Source organism: Nocardia sp. NPDC003979, from assembly GCF_053605015.1.
In genome coordinates this window covers 152,358-173,316 of sequence record NZ_JBSGIJ010000013.1, presented here as the reverse complement: position 1 = coordinate 173,316, position 20,959 = coordinate 152,358, and the positions used below count along the sequence as shown (strand labels likewise).

Annotated in this window: 18 protein-coding genes and 1 pseudogene; 9 read left to right on the top strand and 10 right to left on the bottom strand. The window is 68.9% G+C overall.

From position 1 onward, the window contains the following. Positions 1-192: 192 nt before the first annotated feature. Positions 193-1,314, bottom strand: a complete 1,122-nt coding sequence (locus ACWEVR_RS24940) for an FAD-dependent monooxygenase (protein ID WP_452468935.1) — start codon at positions 1,312-1,314, stop codon at positions 193-195. A gap of 159 nt (positions 1,315-1,473) precedes the next feature. Between ACWEVR_RS24940 and ACWEVR_RS24935 the strand changes: the two genes are divergently transcribed. Further along, positions 1,474-2,037, top strand: a complete 564-nt coding sequence (locus tag ACWEVR_RS24935) for a TetR/AcrR family transcriptional regulator (RefSeq protein ID WP_452468934.1) — start codon at positions 1,474-1,476, stop codon at positions 2,035-2,037. 138 nt (positions 2,038-2,175) lie between these two features. Here ACWEVR_RS24935 and ACWEVR_RS24930 read toward each other — a convergent pair whose 3' ends face one another. The 4 genes from ACWEVR_RS24930 to ACWEVR_RS24915 are packed head-to-tail and all read right to left on the bottom strand — an operon-like array spanning position 2,176 to position 7,171. After that, positions 2,176-3,606 carry a GntP family permease gene (locus ACWEVR_RS24930; RefSeq protein ID WP_452468933.1) on the bottom strand — a complete coding sequence of 477 codons (1,431 nt, stop codon included), beginning with the start codon at positions 3,604-3,606 and terminating at the stop codon, positions 2,176-2,178. An 11-nt stretch (positions 3,607-3,617) separates the two neighbouring features. Next, positions 3,618-4,259 (bottom strand): bifunctional 4-hydroxy-2-oxoglutarate aldolase/2-dehydro-3-deoxy-phosphogluconate aldolase, encoded by a 642-nt coding sequence (locus tag ACWEVR_RS24925; RefSeq protein ID WP_067644484.1) that lies wholly within the window; start codon positions 4,257-4,259, stop codon positions 3,618-3,620. Further along, on the bottom strand, positions 4,256-5,863 hold the full coding sequence (locus ACWEVR_RS24920) for an N-acyl-D-amino-acid deacylase family protein (protein ID WP_452468932.1): 1,608 nt from the start codon (positions 5,861-5,863) through the stop codon (positions 4,256-4,258). The genes ACWEVR_RS24925 and ACWEVR_RS24920 overlap by 4 nt, the downstream gene beginning before the upstream one ends. A gap of 9 nt (positions 5,864-5,872) precedes the next feature. Then, the gene (locus ACWEVR_RS24915) at positions 5,873-7,171 is read right to left on the bottom strand and encodes an amino acid deaminase (protein WP_452468931.1); all 1,299 of its coding nucleotides are present in this window, start codon (positions 7,169-7,171) and stop codon (positions 5,873-5,875) included. A 145-nt stretch (positions 7,172-7,316) separates the two neighbouring features. Between ACWEVR_RS24915 and ACWEVR_RS24910 the strand changes: the two genes are divergently transcribed. From ACWEVR_RS24910 to ACWEVR_RS24895, 4 genes are all read left to right on the top strand, one after another. Beyond that, on the top strand, positions 7,317-8,348 hold the full coding sequence (locus ACWEVR_RS24910) for a sugar kinase (RefSeq protein ID WP_452468930.1): 1,032 nt from the start codon (positions 7,317-7,319) through the stop codon (positions 8,346-8,348). After that, complete coding sequence (locus tag ACWEVR_RS24905) at positions 8,345-9,115, top strand: IclR family transcriptional regulator (protein ID WP_357151317.1); 771 nt, start codon at positions 8,345-8,347, stop codon at positions 9,113-9,115. The genes ACWEVR_RS24910 and ACWEVR_RS24905 overlap by 4 nt, the downstream gene beginning before the upstream one ends. 5 nt (positions 9,116-9,120) lie before the next feature. Continuing rightward, on the top strand, positions 9,121-9,528 hold the full coding sequence (locus ACWEVR_RS24900) for a RidA family protein (protein WP_452468929.1): 408 nt from the start codon (positions 9,121-9,123) through the stop codon (positions 9,526-9,528). A 107-nt stretch (positions 9,529-9,635) separates the two neighbouring features. After that, complete coding sequence (locus ACWEVR_RS24895; protein ID WP_357151319.1) at positions 9,636-9,803, top strand: hypothetical protein; 168 nt, start codon at positions 9,636-9,638, stop codon at positions 9,801-9,803. Between the two features lie 68 nt (positions 9,804-9,871). On the opposite strand, the gene ACWEVR_RS24890 is transcribed toward ACWEVR_RS24895, so the two are convergent. Further along, the gene (locus ACWEVR_RS24890) at positions 9,872-10,549 is read right to left on the bottom strand and encodes a response regulator (RefSeq protein ID WP_452468928.1); all 678 of its coding nucleotides are present in this window, start codon (positions 10,547-10,549) and stop codon (positions 9,872-9,874) included. Further along, positions 10,550-11,734 carry a sensor histidine kinase gene (locus ACWEVR_RS24885; protein WP_452468927.1) on the bottom strand — a complete coding sequence of 395 codons (1,185 nt, stop codon included), beginning with the start codon at positions 11,732-11,734 and terminating at the stop codon, positions 10,550-10,552. It abuts the gene before it with no gap. Between the two features lie 227 nt (positions 11,735-11,961). Here ACWEVR_RS24885 and ACWEVR_RS24880 point away from each other — a divergent pair. After that, positions 11,962-13,437: pseudogene (locus tag ACWEVR_RS24880) on the top strand (alpha/beta hydrolase); the annotation flags it as partial. Positions 13,438-13,464: 27 nt separating this feature from the next. Here the strand turns inward: ACWEVR_RS24880 and ppc are convergent. The 3 genes from ppc to ACWEVR_RS24865 form a co-directional block, all read right to left on the bottom strand. Next, the gene (gene ppc / locus ACWEVR_RS24875) at positions 13,465-16,236 is read right to left on the bottom strand and encodes a phosphoenolpyruvate carboxylase (RefSeq protein WP_452468926.1); all 2,772 of its coding nucleotides are present in this window, start codon (positions 16,234-16,236) and stop codon (positions 13,465-13,467) included. A 58-nt stretch (positions 16,237-16,294) separates the two neighbouring features. Then, the gene (locus ACWEVR_RS24870; RefSeq protein WP_210740905.1) at positions 16,295-16,831 is read right to left on the bottom strand and encodes a sugar O-acetyltransferase; all 537 of its coding nucleotides are present in this window, start codon (positions 16,829-16,831) and stop codon (positions 16,295-16,297) included. Between the two features lie 61 nt (positions 16,832-16,892). Beyond that, positions 16,893-17,960: an ABC transporter substrate-binding protein gene (locus ACWEVR_RS24865; protein WP_452468925.1), complete on the bottom strand. Its 1,068-nt coding sequence runs from the start codon at positions 17,958-17,960 to the stop codon at positions 16,893-16,895. Positions 17,961-18,043: 83 nt separating this feature from the next. Between ACWEVR_RS24865 and ACWEVR_RS24860 the strand changes: the two genes are divergently transcribed. Genes ACWEVR_RS24860 through ACWEVR_RS24850 form a run of 3 tightly spaced genes read left to right on the top strand, consistent with a single transcriptional unit; the run spans position 18,044 to position 20,954 of the window. After that, positions 18,044-19,075 (top strand): FecCD family ABC transporter permease, encoded by a 1,032-nt coding sequence (locus tag ACWEVR_RS24860; protein ID WP_452468924.1) that lies wholly within the window; start codon positions 18,044-18,046, stop codon positions 19,073-19,075. Further along, the gene (locus ACWEVR_RS24855; protein WP_452468923.1) at positions 19,072-20,154 is read left to right on the top strand and encodes a FecCD family ABC transporter permease; all 1,083 of its coding nucleotides are present in this window, start codon (positions 19,072-19,074) and stop codon (positions 20,152-20,154) included. Before ACWEVR_RS24860 ends, ACWEVR_RS24855 begins: the two co-directional genes overlap by 4 nt. Continuing rightward, entirely contained in the window at positions 20,154-20,954 is an 801-nt protein-coding gene (locus ACWEVR_RS24850; protein ID WP_067498488.1) for an ABC transporter ATP-binding protein, read from the top strand. The genes ACWEVR_RS24855 and ACWEVR_RS24850 overlap by 1 nt, the downstream gene beginning before the upstream one ends. Positions 20,955-20,959: the final 5 nt, after the last annotated feature.

Here is a 20,959-nt window from a genome sequence, read left to right as displayed (position 1 = left end):
CGCTCGAAGCGCATGCGCCGCAGGCGCGAGTCTCGAGCGCTGTTCGCGCGGCCCTCCAGGGGCCGCGCTCGAGCGCGCCAGCGCTCCAAAAACACAGCCCAATACCTTTGTGGTGCGCAAAACACCGCAGTGGTTCCGTCCGGCCGAGAATGCGGCAGGTACACCCGCCCGAAACAACGACCATCCCCAACCTCACGGCACCCAATCCAAAACCTTTCCCAGCGAACGAAACTGAGCACTGGCCGGAGTCATCCGCAAAGCCGCGTCACGAACAGCAACCAACGGCCGCGCGGACAGTTGAGCGACAACCCCGATCATTCCCGACCGCCGAGCGATCATCTGCGTACGAGGCCGCCGCTCGGAGTCATAGCGCCTCAACCCATCAGTCGTACCCGCCAGCCGCGAAAGAACAACCGCATCCTCGAGCGCCTGACACCCACCCTGCCCGAGATTCGGCGTCATAGCGTGAGCGGCATCGCCGAGCAGCGCGAGACGACCTGCGGCGAAGGTCGACAGCGCGGGCAGTTCATAGATGTCGTTGTGCAGCACCGCGTTCGGATCGGCAGCCGCGAGCAGCGCCGGAATGGGATGGTGCCACGCGGCGAAGCGGACACGCACGTCGGCGAAACTACCGCCGGCACCTTCCTCCGCGTCGTAGACCGCGAAGCAGTAGATGCGCCCATCGGGCAGCGGCGCCATGCCGAACCGCGCTCCCCGACCCCATGTTTCGCCGAACTCGCTCAACGGCTCGGCGATACCGACCACCGCGCGCCACACCGTGTACCCGGCATACCGCGGCGCGACCTCCCCACAGACGGCCCGCCGGACAACGCTGCGGATACCGTCTGCGCCGACGATCAGGTCGGCAGTAGAGCTGACCTGGCCCATGTCCCGCCCCGAACCGGCCGAATGCGCGACCGTCCCGTCCGGGTCGACCCGCTCCACCGAAACCCCCGTCTCGACAACCCCTTCCGGCAGGGCGCCCCGGAGGATATCCAGCAACGCAGCCCGATGGATCATCACCGGCGCCCCGAACCGACGCCGCATGGTCGCCACATCGGTCCGCGACAGCCATCGCCCCCGCTCGTCCCGAATCCCCGCCGACACATCGTCCAACCCCTGCGCCCGCACCGCCTCGCCGACACCGAGTGCGTCCAGCGCCCGCAACGCATTGGGCCACAGCGAGATTCCCGCCCCGACCTCGGTGTACCGCGCCGCTCGTTCGAGCACCCGCACCGACCATCCGCGTTCGATCAACCCGAGGGCGACCGCCGTCCCCCCGATTCCGCCGCCGACAACAATCGCTGTAGCCATTCCGAACCCTTCGTATCGAGTGACGACCCCTGTCCGGGTACCACTTGCGGACCGGAGAGCCTCGCGCACGAGCCTTACCGGTGCGATGCCACCGTACTACAGCTGTAGTGAACTACACTACGGATGTAGTGGCCATCACTACGCCCGTAGTATCGATCTGTGGCAACCAAACGCGAACAGATCCTCGACGCGGCCATCGAGGTATTGGGCACGCGCGGCTCACGTGGCCTTACCCACCGCGCCGTAGACCAAGCCGCCGAACTACCCGCCGGCTCCACGTCCAACTACTTCCGTACCAGGGAAGCGCTGCTGTGCGGGGTGGCCGAGCGTCTCGAACAGCGCGATCACGCCGACTGGACCGCCCTGCACCGCCTGCTCGGGCCGCCGACCGTCGACCACCTCGTCGACGCACTCGCCCGATTCATCACCCACGCGACGACCACCGACCGCATCCGCACCCAGGCCCGCCTCGCCCTCTTCGGCGAATCCCAAGCGATGCCGACCGTCGCCGAATCGCTGCGACGCGGGCACGGCCGACTACGCGAGCAGGCGGTCGAGCTCGCCGCCCAAGCGGGCATCGGCCCGGTCGACGCCGGAATCCTGGTCGACTACATGGACGGCGCGGTCATCCACCGCCTCACCGGCGCGGAGCACGGCAAAGATCCCCGCGAGGCACTCGAACGGCTGACTCGAACACTCTCGCCGACCCGAAAGGCGCGCTGACACTCCTCCTGACCGACGAAGCCGACTACCCGAACAAGCGCGCCGTGGCCCGCCGCATCGTCGCGGCTGAACCCGACACGGGCTGAAGACAGCGCGACCGGGCTGCCCACGCAGGACAGCCCGGTTGCCGCCGAACCGCTACACGATCGAGAACAGCAGCGCCGCGACCGCGAAACTCACCACTGACAACACGGTTTCGAGCACCGTCCACGTCTGCAGTGTCTGTTTCACCGTCATGTTGAAGTACTTCGCGATGATCCAGAAACCGCCGTCGTTCACGTGGCTGAGGATGATCGAACCCGCGGCGATCGCCATGGCGATCAGGGCGATCGACATCTGCGAGTAGTTCTGCTCGGCGACCAGCGGGGCGACGATGCCGCCGGTGGTGACGATGGCGACCGTGGCCGAACCCTGGGCGATGCGCAGGCCGCAGCTGATGAGGTAGGCGAGCACGATGACGGGCAGGCCGGCCGCCGACATCGTGTCGGCCAGGGCGGTGCCGATACCGGTGGCCGAGATGACCTTGCCGAAGAACGCACCCGCGCCGACCACCAGCAGCACCATGCCGACCGGTTTGAGCGATTCGGCCGTGATGACGCTGAGTTCCTGCACGGTGGAGCCACGCCGGATACCGAGCAGGTAGAACGCGACGAGCACGGTGATGAGCAGCGCCACGGCGGGGGTACCGAAGAAGGTGAGCACTTGCAGCAGGGCCGAATCCTTGTCCAGCAGTTGGTATCCGAAGGTGGCGCCGAGGATCAATACCAGCGGGATGGCGATGATGGCGCCGATCAACGCCACCGAGGGTGGGGCCTTGGTGACCACACCGGTGGCGACGGTGCCGCCCTCCTCGTCGTCGGTGTCGGGTTCGAGCGGCACGAATTCCTCGGGTACCGAGACGATGACCCGCTTGCCGATGTAGGTTCCCCAGAGGATGCCCGAGGCGATGAATCCCGGTATGCCGCAGACGAAGCCCATCACGATCAGCCAGCCGAGACTCACGCCGAGCAGTCCGCCGAGCGCGACCGGTCCCGGATGCGGTGGCAGGAACGCGTGCGTCATGGACAGACCGGCCAGCATGGGCATGGCGTAGAGCACCAGCGAACGTCCACCGCGCTTGGCCGCGACGTAGATCAGGGGTGCCAGGACGAAGATGCCGATGTCGAAGAACACCGGGATGCCGAAGATGAGGCCGAGGATGCCCATCGCGACGGGCGCGCCCTTCTCACCGAACACCCGCAGCAGCTTGTCGGTGAGAACATCGGCGCCACCGGATCTTTCGAGGATCGCACCGAGCACGGTGCCGAGCCCGATGATCACCGCGATGTGGCCGAGAATATTGCCGAAGCCGGTCTCGAGCAGCGACTCACCCGCCTTGAGCGGAGTGCCGACGATCTGGGAGACCGGTAGTCCGGCGGCCAGTGCCAGCAGCAGACCGGTGAGCAGCAGCGCGACGAACGGCTCCAGTTTGATCTTGATAATAGCGATGAGCAGTACGGCGATCGCGAGACCGCACAGCACAAGCAACCCGGGGGTGGTGGTGCGCAGCCAGTCGACTGTGGCGCCCATGGACAAACCTCTCAATCCAGCGAATGAACGAAACGTGCGGCCCGCGAGCCGATCTCGGACCAGCGCGAGCTCGCGACATCCAGGGGCGCGACCACCTCGGTGCCCGCGGTGACGGCGATGGCGCCCGCCTGCAGGTATTCCCGCGCGTTGTGCGCGTTGACGCCGCCGGACGGAATCAGGAACACATGCGGGAACGGGCCGAGCAGGTCTTTGAGATAGGCGGGGCCGAGCGAGCGGGCGGGGAAAATCTTCACCGCTGCCGCACCCAGGTCGACCGCCGCCAGTACCTCGGTGGGCGTGAAAGCACCCATGATGACCGGAATCTGGTTCGCCACAGCGACTTCGGCGACCTCCGGGCGTACTGCGGGGGTGACGAGGAACTGCGCGCCGACGTCGACGGCCGCCGCCGCCTGGTCGCGGGTGGTGACGGTGCCGACGCCGATCACCGCGTCGGCCGCGCGGCGCGCCTTCGCGATCGCGTCGAGCACACCGAGGGTGGTGAAGGTGAACTCGACAGCCCGCAAACCCGCTCCGGCCAGTGCCTCGGCCAGTGCGACAGGATCGGGGACTGCGGGTGCGCGGACAACGGTGAGCGCCCGGTCGGCCCGGATCACCTCCATCGCCCGTGACGACGAGCTCAGCAGTGGATTCATCGGGTCTCCTCTCGCGTGGCGTCCATGCGCAGGGCACGACCGGCGCGGACTCCGGTCGCGGTGCCGTTCTCCACGGCGAATTCGCCGTTGACCAGCACGTGCTGGATACCACGCGCCTGCTGACGTGGCTGCTCGAACGTGGCCGTGTCGTGGATCGTCACCGGATCGAACACCACCAGGTCGGCGGCGAAACCGGGCCGGATCAGGCCGCGCTCGGCCAGCCGCAGCCGGGCGGCGGGACGGCCGGTGAGGTGATGCACGCAGTCCTCGAGACCGAGGACGCCGAGCTCACGGACATAGCGCGACAGGTAGCGCGGGAAGGTGCCCCACGCGCGCGGATGCGGGCGGGCGCCGACGAGCAAACCGTCGCTGCCGCCCATGTGCCCGGCGTCGACCATGATCGCGCGCACGTTCTCCTCGTGGCCGACGTGCTGCAGGATCGTGGTGGCCAGCTGGTCGCGTTCCAGCAGCTCGAAGAACACCTCGACGGGCGCGGTGCCGCGCTCGGTGGCGATCTCGGCGACGGTGCGGCCGACGTGCTCGGCGAGTTCGTCGTTGCCGACTCCGCTGATCTGGATGGTCTCCCACTCGACGGTGACACCGTGACACCCGTCGGACCCGTGCACGTCCACATCGGCGGCGATGCGGCTGCGCGCGGCCGGGTCACCGAGCCGGTCCAGCGCGGCGTCGGGACCGCCCGACATCGCCCAGCTGGGCAGCAATGCCGACAGGGTGGTCGAGCCGGGCAGGTACGGGTAGGTGTCGAGGGTGATGTCACAGCCGTCTGCGCGGGCCCCGGCGATCATGGCGAGCAATTCCGGTGCGCGACCGCGGTTCACGCCGAAGTTCATGGTGGCGTGGGTCAGGTGCAGGGCGCAGCCGGTGGCCTTCGCCAGACCGATCATCTCGGCGTAGGCCTCCAGCGCGCCTGCGCCGTAGGAGCGGGTGTGTGGGGCGTAGAAGCCGCCGTAGGAGGCGACGACAGCGCACAGGGCGGCGAGTTCACCGGTGTCGGCATACATGCCGGGCGTGTAGGTGAGCCCGCTCGACATGCCGACCGCGCCCTCGTCGAGCCCCTGCGCGAGCAGCGCGCACATCCGGTCGATCTCGGAGGTGGTCGCCGCACGCTGATCGGCGCCCACGACGAGCAGACGCAGCGTCCCCTGCGGCACCAGATAGGCGGCGTTGGGAGTGATGCCCTGGTCGAGCCGGTCCAGGTACTGGCCGACGGTGCGCCAGGAGAAGTCGAAGTCCGCGGGATTGCCGTTCCAGCCCGCGATCTGCTTGCGCACCAGCGCGAGTGCGGCGTCGTCGATCGGCGCGTAGGACAGCCCGTCCTGGCCGATCACCTCGGTGGTGACGCCCTGGGTGATCTTCGGGATGTGCTCGGGGTGGGTGAGCAGGTACAGATCGGAATGGGCGTGCATATCGATGAAGCCCGGCGCGAGGACCGAGCCCGGCCGCACACCGACCACGCGGGCGTCGGTGTGGATCGAATCGGCGATCTCGGCGATGCGGCCGTCGCGCACGAGAACGTCGCCGTGGGTGCGTGGTCCGCCGGTGCCGTCGACGATATCGATGTCGCGAAAGAGCAAGGAGGTCATGGTCGTCCGTCAGAAGTAGGTGCGGATGAGGTCGACCACGCGCGGGTGCGCCGTCTCGGCGGAGTCGATCACGGGAATCAGCCGCCATTTGTCGAAGGCGGTACAGGGGTGGGAAAGGCCCAACCGCACAACACTTCCCACGGGCAGATCCGCGAACGTGGCGCCGGGCAGACGCAGGAAGGTGTGCTGGTCGTTGAGCGCGCTCACATGCGCGCCCGACGGGAGTGCCGACCCGCCGACCACGAGTTGCGGTGTCGGCAGACCCTCGTCGAAGGGGAAGTCGCGTTTACCGCCGTCGAGCAGGGCGAGTTCCGGCTCCGGACGGGACACGACCCGGGCCCAGCCGTGCATCGCCGAACGCAGGCCGGGGTCGGCGGCGGGGGCGCTCAGCGGGGAGATGCCCGCGTAGAAGCCGTCGTCGTGGACGAGGTACGCGCCGCTGCGCAACACCACGGTGGTCGATCCCGGCGCGGTCGGTTCTCGCCGGTCCGATGCCAGGCCGGCCAATTCGTCGGCGACCAGTTCCGGATAGGCGCTGCCGCCCGCCGAGACGATCGCAGGCCCGGAGTACACGGCGCCGAGTTCGGCGTGCAGGGTGGCGAGTTCACGCAGGTATCCGCGCACCGCGGCCAGCGCCGCGGGAGTGCGATCGTGGGCGAGCGCGCCTTCGTACCCGCCCACGCCCGCCAGCACGAGGCGTTCGCTGCCGGCCAGGGCGTGCGCGACCGCGAGCGCCTCGGCACGGGTCCGCGCACCGGTGCGACCGTGCGCGCCACCCAGTTCGACGAGCACGCGGACCCGCGGTCCGGGGGCGGTGTCGCGCAGGATCTTGTCCATCAGCTCGACGGTGGCGACGCTGTCGGCCCAGCAGTAGAACTCGAAATTCTCGTCGCGCGCCGACTCCTCGGCCACCCAGGCCAGCCCGATCGGGTCGACCAGCGCATTGGCCAGCAGGATCCGGCCGACGCCGAAGGAGCGGGCGAGCTGTGCCTGCCAGGCGGTGGCCAGGGTGATCCCCCAGGCACCTGCCCGCAGCTGTTCGCGCCACAGCTGCGGCGCCATGGTGGTCTTGCCGTGCGGGGCGAGCGCGACACCACCGGCACTGCTCCAGTCGGCCATCAGCGCCCGGTTGGCGTCGAGGGCAGCGCGGTCGAGGGTGAGCAGCGGCGTCTGCCAGTGCGTGAGTTGTGGTGTGCCCGTCAGGTATTCGCGGACCGTGTGGCCCCACGCGGCGGGTGGGGCGCTCTTGATGTGCGGGCCGAGCAGCTCGGCGGCCAGCGCGTCGACGACATCGTTGTCGATGGTCACAGCATCCCTTTCCCGGCGGGTACACAGCAAGATCGGACATGTCCGAGAGCTATTGCACTATATGCAACGCAAGTTGCACTGAATGTTTCTGCTCGTTATTGTGCATGCAGACAGCAGTGACCGCAACCACGAAAGGTCCGACGAGGTGACCCAGGTAACAAAGGCGCAGCCCAGGGCGGTCACCGTCGGCGAGGGATTGGCGGTGCTCGTCGCCGAGCCCGGCCCGCTCGAACGCTCCGGGATGTTCGAACGTTGCGCCGGCGGCGCCGAGGCGAACGTGGCCTCGGTGCTGGCCCAGCTCGGGATATCGGCGGCGTGGCTGTCGCGGGTCGGTGACGACGGGTTCGGGCGCTACCTGACGGCCGAGCTGGCCAGTGCGGGGGTGGACGTGGCAGCGGTCGCGATCGACCCGATGCGGCCGACAGGCATCTACATCAAGGAACGCGGCGGCGGCTCGGACGCGGTACACGACCTACCCCGGGGCGAGAGCCGCATGCACTACTACCGATCCGGGTCGGCTGCCAGCGCGCTCTCTTCCGCCGACCTCGACGCACCGCCACTGGCACGAGCCGACCTCGTGCACTTCACCGGCATCACCCCCGCGCTGTCCGAGTCGGCGTGCGCGCTCACCCGTGGCCTGCTCGACCGCCCGCGCCACGGCTCGCTGGTCAGCTTCGACCTGAATTACCGTCCGGCCGTGTGGGGTTCGCGTATCGGTGCGGCCGCCGACGAACTCGCCGCGCACGTGCGCGGCGCCGATGTCGTGTTCCTCGGCGCCGACGAAGCCACCGAGATCTTCGGCACCGGTGATCCGGCGGCCCTGCGCGGCCTGTTCCCCGAGCCCGGGCAGCTGATCGTCAAGAACGACAAGCACACCGCGATCGGCTTCGACGGTGATCACGTGGTGGAAGTTCCCGCGCTGACCCTCACCGTCACCGAACGCATCGGCGCCGGTGACGCCTTCGCCGGCGGCTACCTCGCGGCACTGCTGCACGGCGCCGACCTGCGCACCCGCCTGCGCTACGGGCACCTGTGCGCCGCCGCGACTCTTACCGCCCCGGGCGATTCGGCGAAACTTTCACCGTCCCAAGAACTCCGGCGACTGGCCGCGCTCCCTGACGATGCCTGGACGGGGCTCACCTATCCACCACGAGCAGATGGGACGATCGGGCCATGAGTCAAAGCGTGTCGCGAGCCCTGTCCATTCTGATCGCGCTCGGCGAGGACTCCCAGTCCCTCGACGAACTGGCGGGCCGGCTCGGGGTGCACAAGTCGACGGTGCTGCGGTTGCTGCAGACCATGCAGGCCGAACGATTCGTGGTCCGCGACGCCGCGCACCGCTACTCACTGGGTAGCCGCATGTTCGAATTGGCAAGCCACGCACTGGAAAACCGTGATGTACGCACGGTCGCACGACCGCATCTGAGCGCCCTCGGCACGACCACGGGCCAGACGGTGCACCTGGCCGCCTACGAGTCCGGCGACGCGGTCTACATCGACAAGGTCGATGCCGAACAGTCGGTGCGGATGTACTCGCGCATCGGCAGGCCCGCTCCCCTGCATTGCACGGCCGTCGGCAAGGTTCTCGTCGCCGCGCTGCCGCGCTCCGAATGGGCCACGGTCGCAGCACGTTTGGACTACCACCCGTTCACCCCGCGCACCCTGCGTACGCCGGAGCGATATCTCGCCGAGCTGGAAAGGGTTGCGGCGCAGGGCTTCGCCGAGGACCACGAGGAACACGAGAGTTTCGTCAACTGCATCGGTGTGCCCGTGCGCGACGGCATCGGCAATGTGGTCGCCGCCGTGTCCGTCTCGGTGCCCGATGTGCTGCTCGATCACGACCAGGTGCTCGCACTGCTCCCGCAGGTGCGCGCGTGCGCCGATGCCATCTCCACCGAACTCGGCTGGGATCCCCGCCGAGCCGTCCCCGCGAGGAAAGGCTGAAACCAATGTCCGACAAGATCGCCGTCCGCACCTCCGATGCTCCAGCCCCCGCCCACACCTTTTCCCAAGGCGTGCGCAAGGGACCGTTTATCCAGGTCTCCGGGCAGGGTCCGGTCGATCCGGAAACCAACGAGTACCTGCACGAGGGTGACGTGGCCGCCCAGACCACCCGCACCCTGATGAACGTGAAGGCCATCATCGACGCGTCCGGTGCCACCTTCGACGACGTGGTGATGTTGCGCGTGTACCTCACCAAGCGCGAGGACTTCGCGATCATGAACGAGGCGTACGGCGAGTTCGTCACCGAGCACACCACCGACGGGGTGCTGCCGTCGCGCACCACCGTGTTCACCGGTCTCCCGCGCGCCGAGATGCTCGTGGAGATCGATGCCGTGGCGATCGTGACCGATTGAGCGACTGCGTTTCCCGCGATGCGAAGGACACCGGAGCGAGGCTCGTGTTGAGATGGGTCGGGTCCCGCCTGGGGCCTGTTCGACCCGTCCTACCCGAGGATCAGCCTATGTTCGTCAAGACCGCCCGTCCGCTCGCCGTCGCCGCACTCGCCCTGTTCGTCACCGCCACCGGTGCGGGCACCGCCTCGGCCGCCACCGCGACGCCCGTCGTCGGTTCGGTGTCGATCTGCACCGGCATCCCGGTCGGGCCGTTCACCATCAGCGTCTGCCTGTGACCTAGGCCAGTTGAAGAAGCAGGTGGGGTGGTGCCGCACAGCGGCGCCACCCCACTTCGCGTTCCGGCTCAGTGTTCCGCGTCGCGAACCAACAGTGCGATCTGTACCCGATTGGCGAGGCCGAGCTTGGTGAACAGGTTGGTGGTGTGTGCCTTGACGGTGGCGACGGTGACCTGTAACCGCGCGGCGATCTCCGGGTTGCCGAGCCCGTCCGCGATCGCTCGCGCGGTGTCGAGTTCGCGTTCCGACAGGGCGGCCAGCCGTTTCCGCGCGGCGTCGCGGGAGTCGCTGCGGGCTTCGGCGGAGCCCGGCCCGGTCGCCGCGGCGATCACCCGCGCCGTGACGGTGGGAGACAGCACGGGATCACCGGCCGCGACGGTGCGGACCGCCTCGGCGATTCGGGCGGGCGGGGTGTCCTTGAGCACGAAGCCGAGGGCCCCGGCGCGTAGGGCACGCAGTACCAGTTCGTCGGAGTCGAAGGTGGTCAGCATGAGCACCGCGGGCGCGGCCGGTTCGGCGCGCAGACACCGGGTGGTGTCGACGCCGTCACGGCCGGGCATCCGCACATCCATCAGCACGACGTCGGGCCGCTGTTCTCGCACCACCTCGATCGCGGTGTCCCCGTCGGCGGCCTCCGCGACAACGGTCAGATCCGGTTCGCCGTCGACGACGAGTCGTAGCGCCATCCGCACCAGCTGGTCGTCGTCGACGATGACGACGCGCACCGCTTCCTGATCACTGTGCACTCATGCTCTTTTCTCGTGATCGTGCTCCGGCCAGGGAAGTTGCGCGGTGAGAACGTACCCGTTGTCGGATGTGTGATGGTGGTCGAGTGTTCCGCCTGCGAGAGTGATGCGCTCGGCGAGGCCGAGGAGACCGAAGCCCGAGGCCGGTGGCCGGGCGACGGCGGTGGTGCCCGCCGAATTACGTACGCTGACGTGCAATTCGCCGCCGGGCGCCCCGTCCACGGTGACGCGGACCTCCGCCGCCGGCGCGTGCTTCGCGGCATTGGTCAGGCCTTCCTGGATCACCCGATAGCCCGTCCGTCCCACGGTCTCGGGTGGGGTGCCGGTCACCGTGCCGGCGAGGGTGACGTCCAGGCCCGACGACCGGGCGTCGGCCACCAGTTCCGGGATCCGGTCCTGGGTGGGTTGCGGTGGTTCGGGGCGGTCGGGGTCGGCACGGAGGACGCCGAGGACATCCCGGAGTTCTTCCAGCGCTTGGCGGGAACCGTCGGCGATACCGCGGATCAGCATGCGCTTCTCCTCGGCCGAGAGGTCGTCACGGTGATCGAGCACGCCGGCTTGCATGGCGACCAGTGAGATCCGGTGGGCGAGCACGTCGTGCATTTCGCGGGCGATCCGGTTGCGTTCGGTGGCCCGTGCCTGGGCCGCCCGGGCACCCTGTTCGCGTTCGGCGCTGTCGGCGCGTTCGCGCAGCGATCGCACTTCGGCACGGCGGGCGTCGATGGCCACGCCGGTGGCCACGGCGATCCCCGCGGTCGAGACCGTCAATGCGAGTTGCAGCCAGACCGGGGCGGGCGGGGCGTCGACCGGGTAGAGACCCTGAGCGAACTGCGCCGCCGTCACATACGCCGCGACGACCACGGCGATCTCGACCGGACGGCGACGGGTGGACAGCGAACACAGTGCCAGCAGCGCGGCACCGGTGGCGAGCGCCGATGCGGCCGAGGCGATCACGATCACCAAGGCGACGGTGAACGGGAACCGGCGCCGCCACGGCAACAGCGTCAGGCAGCCGAGTGCGATCAGCGGATCACCGGTCACCAGCCAGGAACATGTGTCGGCCGTACAGCCTGCGGGCAGTACGGCGGCGACGGAGTACCAGAGGGCGGCGCCGATTGCCGCGGCCGCCGTCAGCCGCCAGGTCTGCTGCCATACCCCGAGTCGTGCCGGGCCGTCGGTGTCCACCCGGCCATTATCGCGACGACGACCGGCTTGGAGCACCCACCCACCGGCTGAGATGTGCTCGACCCGCGGCGAATAGCCGACTCGACTTTCGTCGAACACGAGCGCCGCCGCCGGGGCGATGTGCCCGGGGCGCGGACTCGACAGAATCGGTCATGTACCAGCCGGACACGAGCGCCCGCTGACGGCTTGCTCGTGGTAGGCGCCATTTCGTCGGGGAGTAGCAGCGTATGAATCGACAACGGACCTCGAGCCTGTTCGCCGTGCTCGGTCTCACCGGAGCGCTGGTCGGGGCGCCGATCGTGGCCGCGCAGCCGACCGAACACCCCGCTACGCAGATGCGGTGGGGCGCATGTCCTGAGGGGCTCGAAGATCCCGCAGCCGGGCCTGCCCAGTTGCAGTGCGCCACCGTGGCGGTGCCCTTGAACTACAGCGAGCCCGAGGGCATGCGGATCGAGATCATGATCTCGCGACTGGCGAGCAAGAACCCGGACAAGCGTCGCGGCGTGTTGTTACTCAACCCCGGCGGTCCAGGTGGTTCGGGCTTGGACCAGCCCAAGTTCCTGGCCACTCACGGATTGCCCGCAGAGGTACTGGACAGCTATGACGTGATCGGTATGGACACCCGCGGGGTAGGGCATTCGGCACCGGTGAGCTGCGGATTCACCGATGACCAGGCGTACTTCGGCAATATCCCGCCGTTTGCGGTGAACGACGCGGCGGTCACCGAACGGGCAGGCGTCGCCGAGGGGGTTGCCGACCAGTGCGCGGCCAACGACCACGAAGGCCGGTTGCGCCACATCTCGACGGCGAACATGGCTCGCGATCTGGACCTGATCCGGGCGGCGCTGGGTGAGGACAAGGCAAGCTTCCTCGGCTACTCCTACGGCACCGCATTGGGCGCCGCGTACGCCTCGATGTTCCCGCGGCAGGCCGACCGCATCGTGCTCGACAGCAATATCGGCGACACCCACCTCGACCACGACGGGATGCGCCTGTACGGCCTCGGCATGGAACAGACGTTTCCCGACTTCGCGCGATGGGCCGCCGACCGCCACGACACCTACGGCCTGGGCCGCACACCGGAAGAGGTGCGGCACACGTACTTCACCCTCGCCGAGCGACTCGACGCGAACCCGGTGGACGGAATGGACGGCAGTCTCTTCCGTTTCGGTACCTTCTTCACGCTCTATCGCCCGGCGCTGTACGCGTCGGCCGGCGAGAGCTGGAAGTCGCTGCTCGAAACCGGACATCCCGGGCCCGCGGGCGGCCGCCCGCCGGGTACGGGTGCGCCTTCGCCGAACGACAACGGCTGGTCGGTCTTTCTGGCCGTGACGTGCAACGATGTCGAATGGCCCGAGGACATCGGGACCTACCGGCGTGCCGTCGCCGAGGACCGGGAACGGCATCCGCTCTACGGTGCGGCCGCCGCGAACGTGATGCCCTGCGCCTACTGGGCACTCGGGCCGTCCGAGCCGCCGGTGCGGATCGACAACACCGGCCCGGCCGATGTGCTGATCCTGCAGAACCAGCGCGACCCGGTCACCCCGCTACGCGGCGGCCAGCTGCTCGACGAGAAGTTCGGTCAGCGGTCCCGCTTGGTCACCGTCGACGGGAGTGGGCACGGGGTCTACGTTCTGGGCGAGAACCCCTGCGCGACCGACGTCGTCACCGGCTACCTGGTGGACGGCACCATGCCCGACCACGACATCACCTGTCACGCGGACCAGGACCTAGCCCGAGTTGCGCAGGGCGGTGGCGAGACCGTTCATGGTGAGCAGGATGCCCCGCTTCACCAGCTCGGAATCGTCACCCCCGCGCAGCCTGCGCAGCAGGTCGACCTGGAGCTGGTTGAGCGGTTCCAGATACGGGAAACGATTGTGGATCGACTCCGCCAGTGACGGGTTGTCGCTGAGGAGTTCGTCGTGGCCGGTGACCGCCTTGTACATGCGGATCGTCCGCGCGTGTTCCTCGCGGATCATCCCGAAGATCGTGTCGCGCAGGTGTTCGTCGTCGACGAGGTCGGCGTAGCGGGCGGCGATGTCGAGGTCGCTCTTGGCCATTACCTGCGCCAGATTCGACAGCACGGTGCGCAGGAAAGGCCAGCGCTGGTAGAGATCGGTAAGCCGGGCCAGGCGCGCCGGATCGTCGCCGACCCAGTCCTCGAGTGCGGTGCCGGTGCCGTACCAACCCGGCAGCATGACGCGGGCCTGGCTCCACGCCATCACCCACGGGATCGCCCGCAGGTCCGACACCGAATTGGTCGGTTTGCGCGAGGCCGGGCGGCTGCCGATATTGAGGTCGCCGACCTCGGCGACCGGGGTGGACTGCCGGAAGTACTCGACGAAGCCGGTGGTGTCGTGCACGAGGTGCGCGTAGGCGGCGCGGGCCCGGGTCGCCAGGTCGTCGAGCAATTCGTAGGCGGGTTCGGCGTCGTCGCCGAGGCCCTCCACGTCGAGCAGGGTGGATTCGAGGGTGCCCGCGATGAGTGATTCCAGGTTGCGGTGTGCCGCACCGGATTCGGAGTATTTCGCGGCGATCACCTCGCCCTGTTCGGTGAGCCGCAAGGACCCGCGCACGGCGCCCGCGGGCTGGGCGAGGATCGCGTCGTAGCTGCGACCACCACCACGTCCGACGGTTCCGCCGCGACCGTGGAAGAGCCGCAACCGGATTCCCGATTTGCGCGCCACCTCGACCAGGTCCAGTTCGGCGCGGTAGAGCGCCCAGTTCGCCGCCAGGTACCCGCCGTCCTTGTTGGAATCGGAGTAGCCGAGCATCACTTCCTGCCGCATCCCGGCGGCGGCGACGAGGTCGCGGTACGCCGGAACCTCCAGTGCGGCAGCGAGAGTCGCCGCGCCCGCACCGAGGTCTTCGATGGTCTCGAACAGCGGGACGATACCGACCGGGCTGTGCGGTGAGCCGTCGGGCGTGCCGGGATCGAGGATCCCCGCTTCCTCGAGCAGCAGGGCGGCCTCGAGCATGTCGCTCACCGAAGTGCACATGCTGATGATGTAGTTCGGGACGGCGGCGGCGCCGAAGGTGTCGATCACGTCCTTGGCGGCTCGCAGTACACCGAGTTCCTTGGCCGCCAGTTCGCTCAGCTGTGCGTTCGGGCCGAGAAGTGGCCTGCGCGTGCGCAATTCGGTGGCCAGCAGGTCGACCCGTTCGGCTTCGCTCAGGCTCGCGTAGTCCTGGTGCGCACCCGACCAGGCGAGCAGTTCGGCGACGACCTGTTCGTGCACCTCGGAGTTCTGGCGCATGTCGAGGCCCTGCAGGTGGAAACCGAAGGTCTCCACGGCGTGGCGCAGGGCGGCCAGGCGGTCGTCGGCGAGCAGGGCGTCGCCGCTGGCGCGCAGGGAGGCATCGATCGCGTCCAGGTCGTCGAGCACGGCCTGCGGGGTGGGGTACGGCTCGGCGTCTGTGGTGAGACCGTTGTCCGGGAGGCGGTCGAGCGCGCGTCGCGCGGTGGCACTGAGGCGGGCCCGGATCGCGTGCAGGGCACGGCGATACGGTTCGTCGGCGAACACGGCCGGGTCGTCGTAACCGGCCTCCGCGAGCGCGGCGACCGCCGGGCTCACCCGCACCAGCCGCGCCGACTGCGACAGCGACTTCTCCAGTTCCACCAGCTCGCCCAGGTAGCGGCCGAAGGCGTAGGCGGCGGCCTGCTCGGCGGCGGTGTGCACGACGTCGGCTGTCACATAGGGATTTCCGTCGCGGTCGCCACCGATCCAGGACCCGGGGCGCAGGATCGGGCGCTCGAGCAGGCCGACATCGGGCCAGCGGGAACGCAGGGCCGCACGGACCTCGGCATTGATCGCGGGGATCACGTCGTAGAGGGTCAGGTCGTAGTAGCGCAGGCCCACCGAGATCTCGTCCTGAATCCGCAAGCGCGCCAGGCGGATCAGCGCTGTGCGCCACAGGGTGAGCACTTCACGGCGAATGCGCAGTTCGGTGTCGTCGTAACCGGGATCGCCGGGCTCGAGCCTGCGCCGCAACCGCATCAGGGCGGTGATCTTGGCCTGCACGTCGAAGACCGTGCGCCTGCGCGTCTCGGTGGGGTGCGCGGTGATCACCGGCGACACCAGGGCGTCGGTGAGCTGTTCGGCCACGCTCGTGCCGTCGAGGTCGGCGGCGTCGAGTTTGGCGTAGGTCGCGGCCAGCGAGGAGTCCTGCGGTGGTTCGCCCGCCGCCACGTGCGCGGCGCGGCGGCGGTCGCGCTGGATGTCCTCGGCCAGATTGGCCAGCAGCACGAAGTAGCTGAACGCCCGGATCAGCGGCAGCGCCACCTCGGTGGGGGTGCCGTCGAGCATGTCGGCGACGGCGCTGCGCTCCACTTCCTCGCGGCGCACCCGGAACGCCTCGATGCGGACCCGCTCGATGAGGTCGAACACCTCGGGTCCTTCGTGGTCACGGATGGTGTCACCGAGGATGCCGCCGAGGAACCGGATGTCCTCGCGCAACGGCCGGGTGGCTTCCTGCTCCTGCACGACTCGCGATTGGCCCATGAACAGACAGTATTGCCGCCGACCCACCGAACGCGACCCGGCGACGCGCGGATCACACCTACAGCGCCCGGATCACCCTGGCCGGATTGCCCGCCGCGAACACGCGGTCGGGCAGGTCGCGGGTGACCACACTGCCCGCACCGACCACCACGTCGTCGCCGATGGTGACTCCGGGGCACACGATGACTCCGCCGCCGAACCACACGTTGTTCCCGATCCGGATCGGCGCCGCCGATTCCCAGCGCTGCCTGCGCTTTTCATGATCCTGCATGGGATGAAGGGCGGTGAGCAGCTGACAGCGCGGTCCGATCGAACAGTCGTCGCCGATGGTGATCGGCGCGCAGTCGAGCAGGATCGCGTCGTAGTTGAGGAAACTGTTGGCGCCGATCTCGATCAGATAGCCGTAATCGCACTGGAATCGCGGCATGATCCACGAGCCCTCGCCCAGTTTGCCGAGCAGATCGCCCAGCAGCTCGGTCCGCCGATCGGTTTCGTCGGGCCCGGTGCGATTGAACTCGTCGCACAGCCGTTGCGCCCGTTGCCGTTCGGCCACGAGTTCCGGATCGTTGTCCTTGTACAGGTCCCCCGCCAGCATGCGCTGCTTCTGTTCGCCCACCCCGCCGAGTGTAGGGGTGGGCGAACAGGAAGTACCCCGGCTACTTCGCCGGGTCGACCCCGAAGGTCGCGGCGATGTCGTCGAGCACCGCGTGCGCTCCGGTGAGACCGACCGAGGTCAGCCAGACCAGGTCGTCGACCGGGGTGATCTTGCCGCGCAGCTGGTTCCACAGCGGATTGGCCTCGGCGGCCGCCTTGCGCTGGGTGGCGGCGTCCTCGCCGCTGCTGGTGAGGAAGACGTAGTCGGCGTCGGCGTCGAGCAGACGCTCCGGGCTCAGCGTGATCGCGAAGTCGTTCTTCGGGTCGGCGGACTTGTCGGGCTGGTTCAGGCCGGTGTCGGCGAAGATGTCGCCGATGAAGCTGACCCGCTGCATGAGCCGGTCCTCCTTGCCCATGAAACGCAGCAGCGAGACGGTGGGCGCGATGCCCCCATTTTTGGCCTTGATCGCCGCTCCGATCGCGGCGGCCCGGTCCTGGTAAGCCGTGAGTTTGGCCTTGGCGAGGTTTTCCTTGTCGACCGCCTTCGCGAGCAACAGCAGGTTCTCCTTCCAGGTGGCGCCGGTGGTCTGGCTGAACACCACCGGCACCGTGCCCGAACCGAGCTTGATGCCACGGAACTGCTCGTACTGCTTCTCGTGACGCACCTTCGCCGACACGATCAGATCCGGGCGGGCGCCGGCCAGTTTCTCGATGTCGGGCGTCTGGACGTTGCCGATGTTGACCGCGCGGCCGCCGCAGGTCTGTGCCGACGCACCGAGGAACGCCGGCAGCTTGTCCCCCATGGACTGGTAGGTCGTGTACGCGACGAGCTCGGTGTTCAGCACCAGGGCGGCGTCGACGAATGTCTGATCGAGCGCGGCGACGCGGACCGGGCGGGTGGCGATGGTCGCCGGGTCGACGACGGTGCCGACATCCGCACCCGCCGCGTCCTTGACCGCGCCCTTTTCGATGGTGCGCGGATAAGCGCCGCCGTCGAGGTTGCTCGCGGTGTCGCAGTCACTGCTCGCGGCGCCGGGGTTCGCGCGTTCCTGGCCGCACGCGGAAAGACTCAGTACGGCGGCGGCGACCGCCGCGGCGGCGGCGAGCCGACGGCTCAGTGGGGTATTCATCGACGTCTCCCGGGTGGTTCGGTTGTCTTCAGGGTTGCTAACGTAGCGAAGCCTTACCTAATTACCAACTACGAAGAGGGAAAGTGACCGCATCGCCGCCCGGAGCCGTGTTCGCCGACACGCGGTCTCGCCGGTTGCTACTCATCGCGGGTCTGCTGGTCGCGGTGGTCGCGGCCGTGCTGCTCAGCATGGCCGTCGGCTCGAAATTCATCGCGCCCCTGGATGTTCTGCAAGCGCTCGGCGGCACCACCGACACCGAGACCGGTGCCATCGTCAACGGCCTTCGGCTGCCGCGCACCCTGCTGGGGATCCTCGCCGGGCTCGCGCTCGGCATCGCGGGAGCGGTGATCCAGGGCCACACCAGGAACCCGCTCGCGGATCCGGCGCTGCTCGGCATCACCCAGGGTGCGGCGCTCGGCATCGTCGCGGCGGTGATGGTCGGTGGCATCTCGAGCCTGTTCGGCTATGTGTGGTTCGGTTTCGCGGGTGCGTTGATCGCCACCGTCACGGTGTTCGTCATCGGGACGACGGGGCGGGGCGGGCCGACCCCGGTGACTCTCGCGCTGGCCGGCGCCGCCGTCAGCTACCTGCTGCAGGGACTGATCTCGGCAGTGGTGCTGTTCGACACCGACGTCACCGATATCTACCGCTTCTGGAAGGCCGGGTCGCTGGCCGGAACCAGTCTCGACTTGCTGGGTAAGGCAACACCTTTCGTCGTCGCCGGGATCGTGCTCGCCCTGGCCAACACCTCCGCGCTCAACGCGCTCGGCCTGGGTGAGGACACCGCCCGCGCGCTCGGTCATCGCGTCACCCTGGCCCGCACCGTCGGCATCGGTTCGATCGTGCTGCTCACCGGCGCGGTGGTGGCGATCGCCGGGCCGCTCGGGTTCGTCGGACTCGTCGTTCCGCACCTCGCGCGTGGTATCACCGGACCCGACTACCGCTGGCTGGTTCCGGTCGCCGGGCTGCTCGGTGTGATCCTGGTGCTGGTCGCCGACATCGCGGGACGGGTGGTACTCGACAAGGGCGAACTACCCGCGGGCATCATGCTCGCCTTCGTCGGCGTGCCGTTCTTCATCGTGCTGGTCCGTCGCCGGAAGCTGGTGACCGTATGAGTACCGTGCGGGCGGTGCGGCTGGGACCGGTGTCCTGGCAGTTGCGATTGCGTACCACGGCGGTCCTGTTGCTCGGCGTGGCGGTGCTCGGTGTCACCAGTTGTGTCGCGCTCGCACTCGGCACCTACACGATGCCCGACGGCGGCCCGGTCACGCCGCTGGATGTGCTCGCGGTGCTCACCGGTGGTGGCGACGACGGGCTGGCATACGTGGTGTGGGATCTGCGGCTGCCGCGGATTCTCACCGGTGCGCTGGTCGGCGCGGCGCTCGCGTTGTCCGGCGCGATCACCCAGGGCATCGCGCGAAACCCGTTGTCCAGTCCCGATATTCTCGGTGTCACCGCGGGCGCGAGCGTCGCCGCGGTCGCGGTGATCGCGCTGTCGGGCAGCCGGGGGCAGGTCAGCGGCGCGGTGGCCGAGATCGGGGTGCCGGTGGCATCCATGCTCGGCGGATTACTCGCCGCGCTGGGAGTTTTCGTGCTGGCCTGGCGCGGCGGGATCGAAGGCTATCGACTCGTACTGGTCGGCCTCGGCGCCGGTTCGCTGCTGTCCAGCGTGACGTTCTGGCTGCTCAGTGTCGGGGAAGTCGATGTCGCGACGCGGGCGGTGACCTGGCTGACCGGCAGCCTCAACGGCAGCGGCTGGATCCAGGTGACACCGGTCGCCGTCGCGCTGGCCGTCCTGGTGCCGGTGGTCCTCGCGGGCACCCACCTGCTCGGCGCCCTGCACTTCGGCGACGACACCGCCCGCTCGCTGGGCATCCGGCTCAACACCGCCCGCCTGACCCTGCTGGTGCTGGCGGTACTGCTCGCCGGGGTCGCGACCGCCTCGGCGGGGGCCGTCATCTTCATTGCCCTCGCGGTGCCGCAGGTGGCGCTGCGGCTCACCGGTTCGGCCCAGCCACCGCTGCTCACCTCGGCGATCCTCGGCGCGGCCTTCACCGTCGCCGCCGACCTCGTCGCCCGCACGCTGCTGCCCTCGGGCGAGCTGCCCGTCGGGGTGGTCACCGCCGTGCTCGGCGCCCCCTATCTGATCTATCTGTTGATGCGGCGCAATCGCGCCGGGAAAGCGGGCGTGTGATGACCGTTCGGCTCCAGGCCGACGCCTTGACCCTCGGTTACGGGACGACCACCGTCGTCGACGGGCTGGATCTCGAGGTCACCGGCGGCACGATCACCGCGGTGATCGGACCCAATGGTTGCGGAAAATCCACGCTCCTGCGCGCGATGGCCCGGCTCCTGCGGCCCACCGGTGGTCATGTGCACCTCGACGGCAAACGCATCGACCGGATGTCGACCAGGGACGTGGCGCGCGTGCTCGGCATCCTGCCCCAATCCCCGCTCGCCCCGGACGGTCTCACCGTCGCCGACCTCGTCGCGCGGGGCAGGCACCCGCACCAGCGGTGGTACCGCCAGTGGTCCCAGGACGACGAGTCCGCCGTCACCGAGGCGCTGACCTGGACCGATATGGTCGAGTTCGCCGACCGCTCGCTCGACGAGCTGTCCGGCGGGCAACGCCAACGCGCGTGGATCTCGATGGCTCTGGCCCAGAACACCGACCTGCTGCTGCTCGACGAACCGACCACCTTCCTCGACCTCGCCCACCAGATCGAGGTGCTCGACCTGGTCCGGCGGCTGCACGCCGAGGCGAACCGCACCGTGGTGATGGTGCTGCACGACCTCAATCTCGCCGCACGCTATGCCCATCGGCTGGTCGCGATGCGGGCCGGACGCGTGGTCGCGGCGGGCACGCCCGCCGAAGTGCTCACCGAGGACGTGGTGGCGCAGGTGTTCGGGTTGCGCGCGAAGGTGATCGAGGATCCGGTCACCGGCACCCCGCTGGTGGTCCCGATCGGCCCCGTCGAGGCGGCCACCTCGTAGGGTCG

Bases quoted from the DNA above. Each gene is read 5' to 3' on its own strand.
- ACWEVR_RS24895 (WP_357151319.1), top strand. From the start codon at position 9,636: ATGTTCGTCAAGACCGCCCGTCCGCTCGCCGTCGCCGCACTCGCCCTG.
- ACWEVR_RS24930 (WP_452468933.1), bottom strand. From the start codon at position 3,606: ATGGGCGCCACAGTCGACTGGCTGCGCACCACCACCCCCGGGTTGCTT.
- ACWEVR_RS24865 (WP_452468925.1), bottom strand. From the start codon at position 17,960: ATGAATACCCCACTGAGCCGTCGGCTCGCCGCCGCCGCGGCGGTCGCC.
- ACWEVR_RS24920 (WP_452468932.1), bottom strand. From the start codon at position 5,863: ATGACCTCCTTGCTCTTTCGCGACATCGATATCGTCGACGGCACCGGC.
- ACWEVR_RS24855 (WP_452468923.1), top strand. From the start codon at position 19,072: ATGAGTACCGTGCGGGCGGTGCGGCTGGGACCGGTGTCCTGGCAGTTG.
- ACWEVR_RS24850 (WP_067498488.1), top strand. From the start codon at position 20,154: ATGACCGTTCGGCTCCAGGCCGACGCCTTGACCCTCGGTTACGGGACG.
- ACWEVR_RS24870 (WP_210740905.1), bottom strand. From the start codon at position 16,831: ATGCTGGCGGGGGACCTGTACAAGGACAACGATCCGGAACTCGTGGCC.
- ACWEVR_RS24900 (WP_452468929.1), top strand. From the start codon at position 9,121: ATGTCCGACAAGATCGCCGTCCGCACCTCCGATGCTCCAGCCCCCGCC.
- ppc (WP_452468926.1), bottom strand. From the start codon at position 16,236: ATGGGCCAATCGCGAGTCGTGCAGGAGCAGGAAGCCACCCGGCCGTTG.
- ACWEVR_RS24940 (WP_452468935.1), bottom strand. From the start codon at position 1,314: ATGGCTACAGCGATTGTTGTCGGCGGCGGAATCGGGGGGACGGCGGTC.
- ACWEVR_RS24905 (WP_357151317.1), top strand. From the start codon at position 8,345: ATGAGTCAAAGCGTGTCGCGAGCCCTGTCCATTCTGATCGCGCTCGGC.
- ACWEVR_RS24925 (WP_067644484.1), bottom strand. From the start codon at position 4,259: ATGAATCCACTGCTGAGCTCGTCGTCACGGGCGATGGAGGTGATCCGG.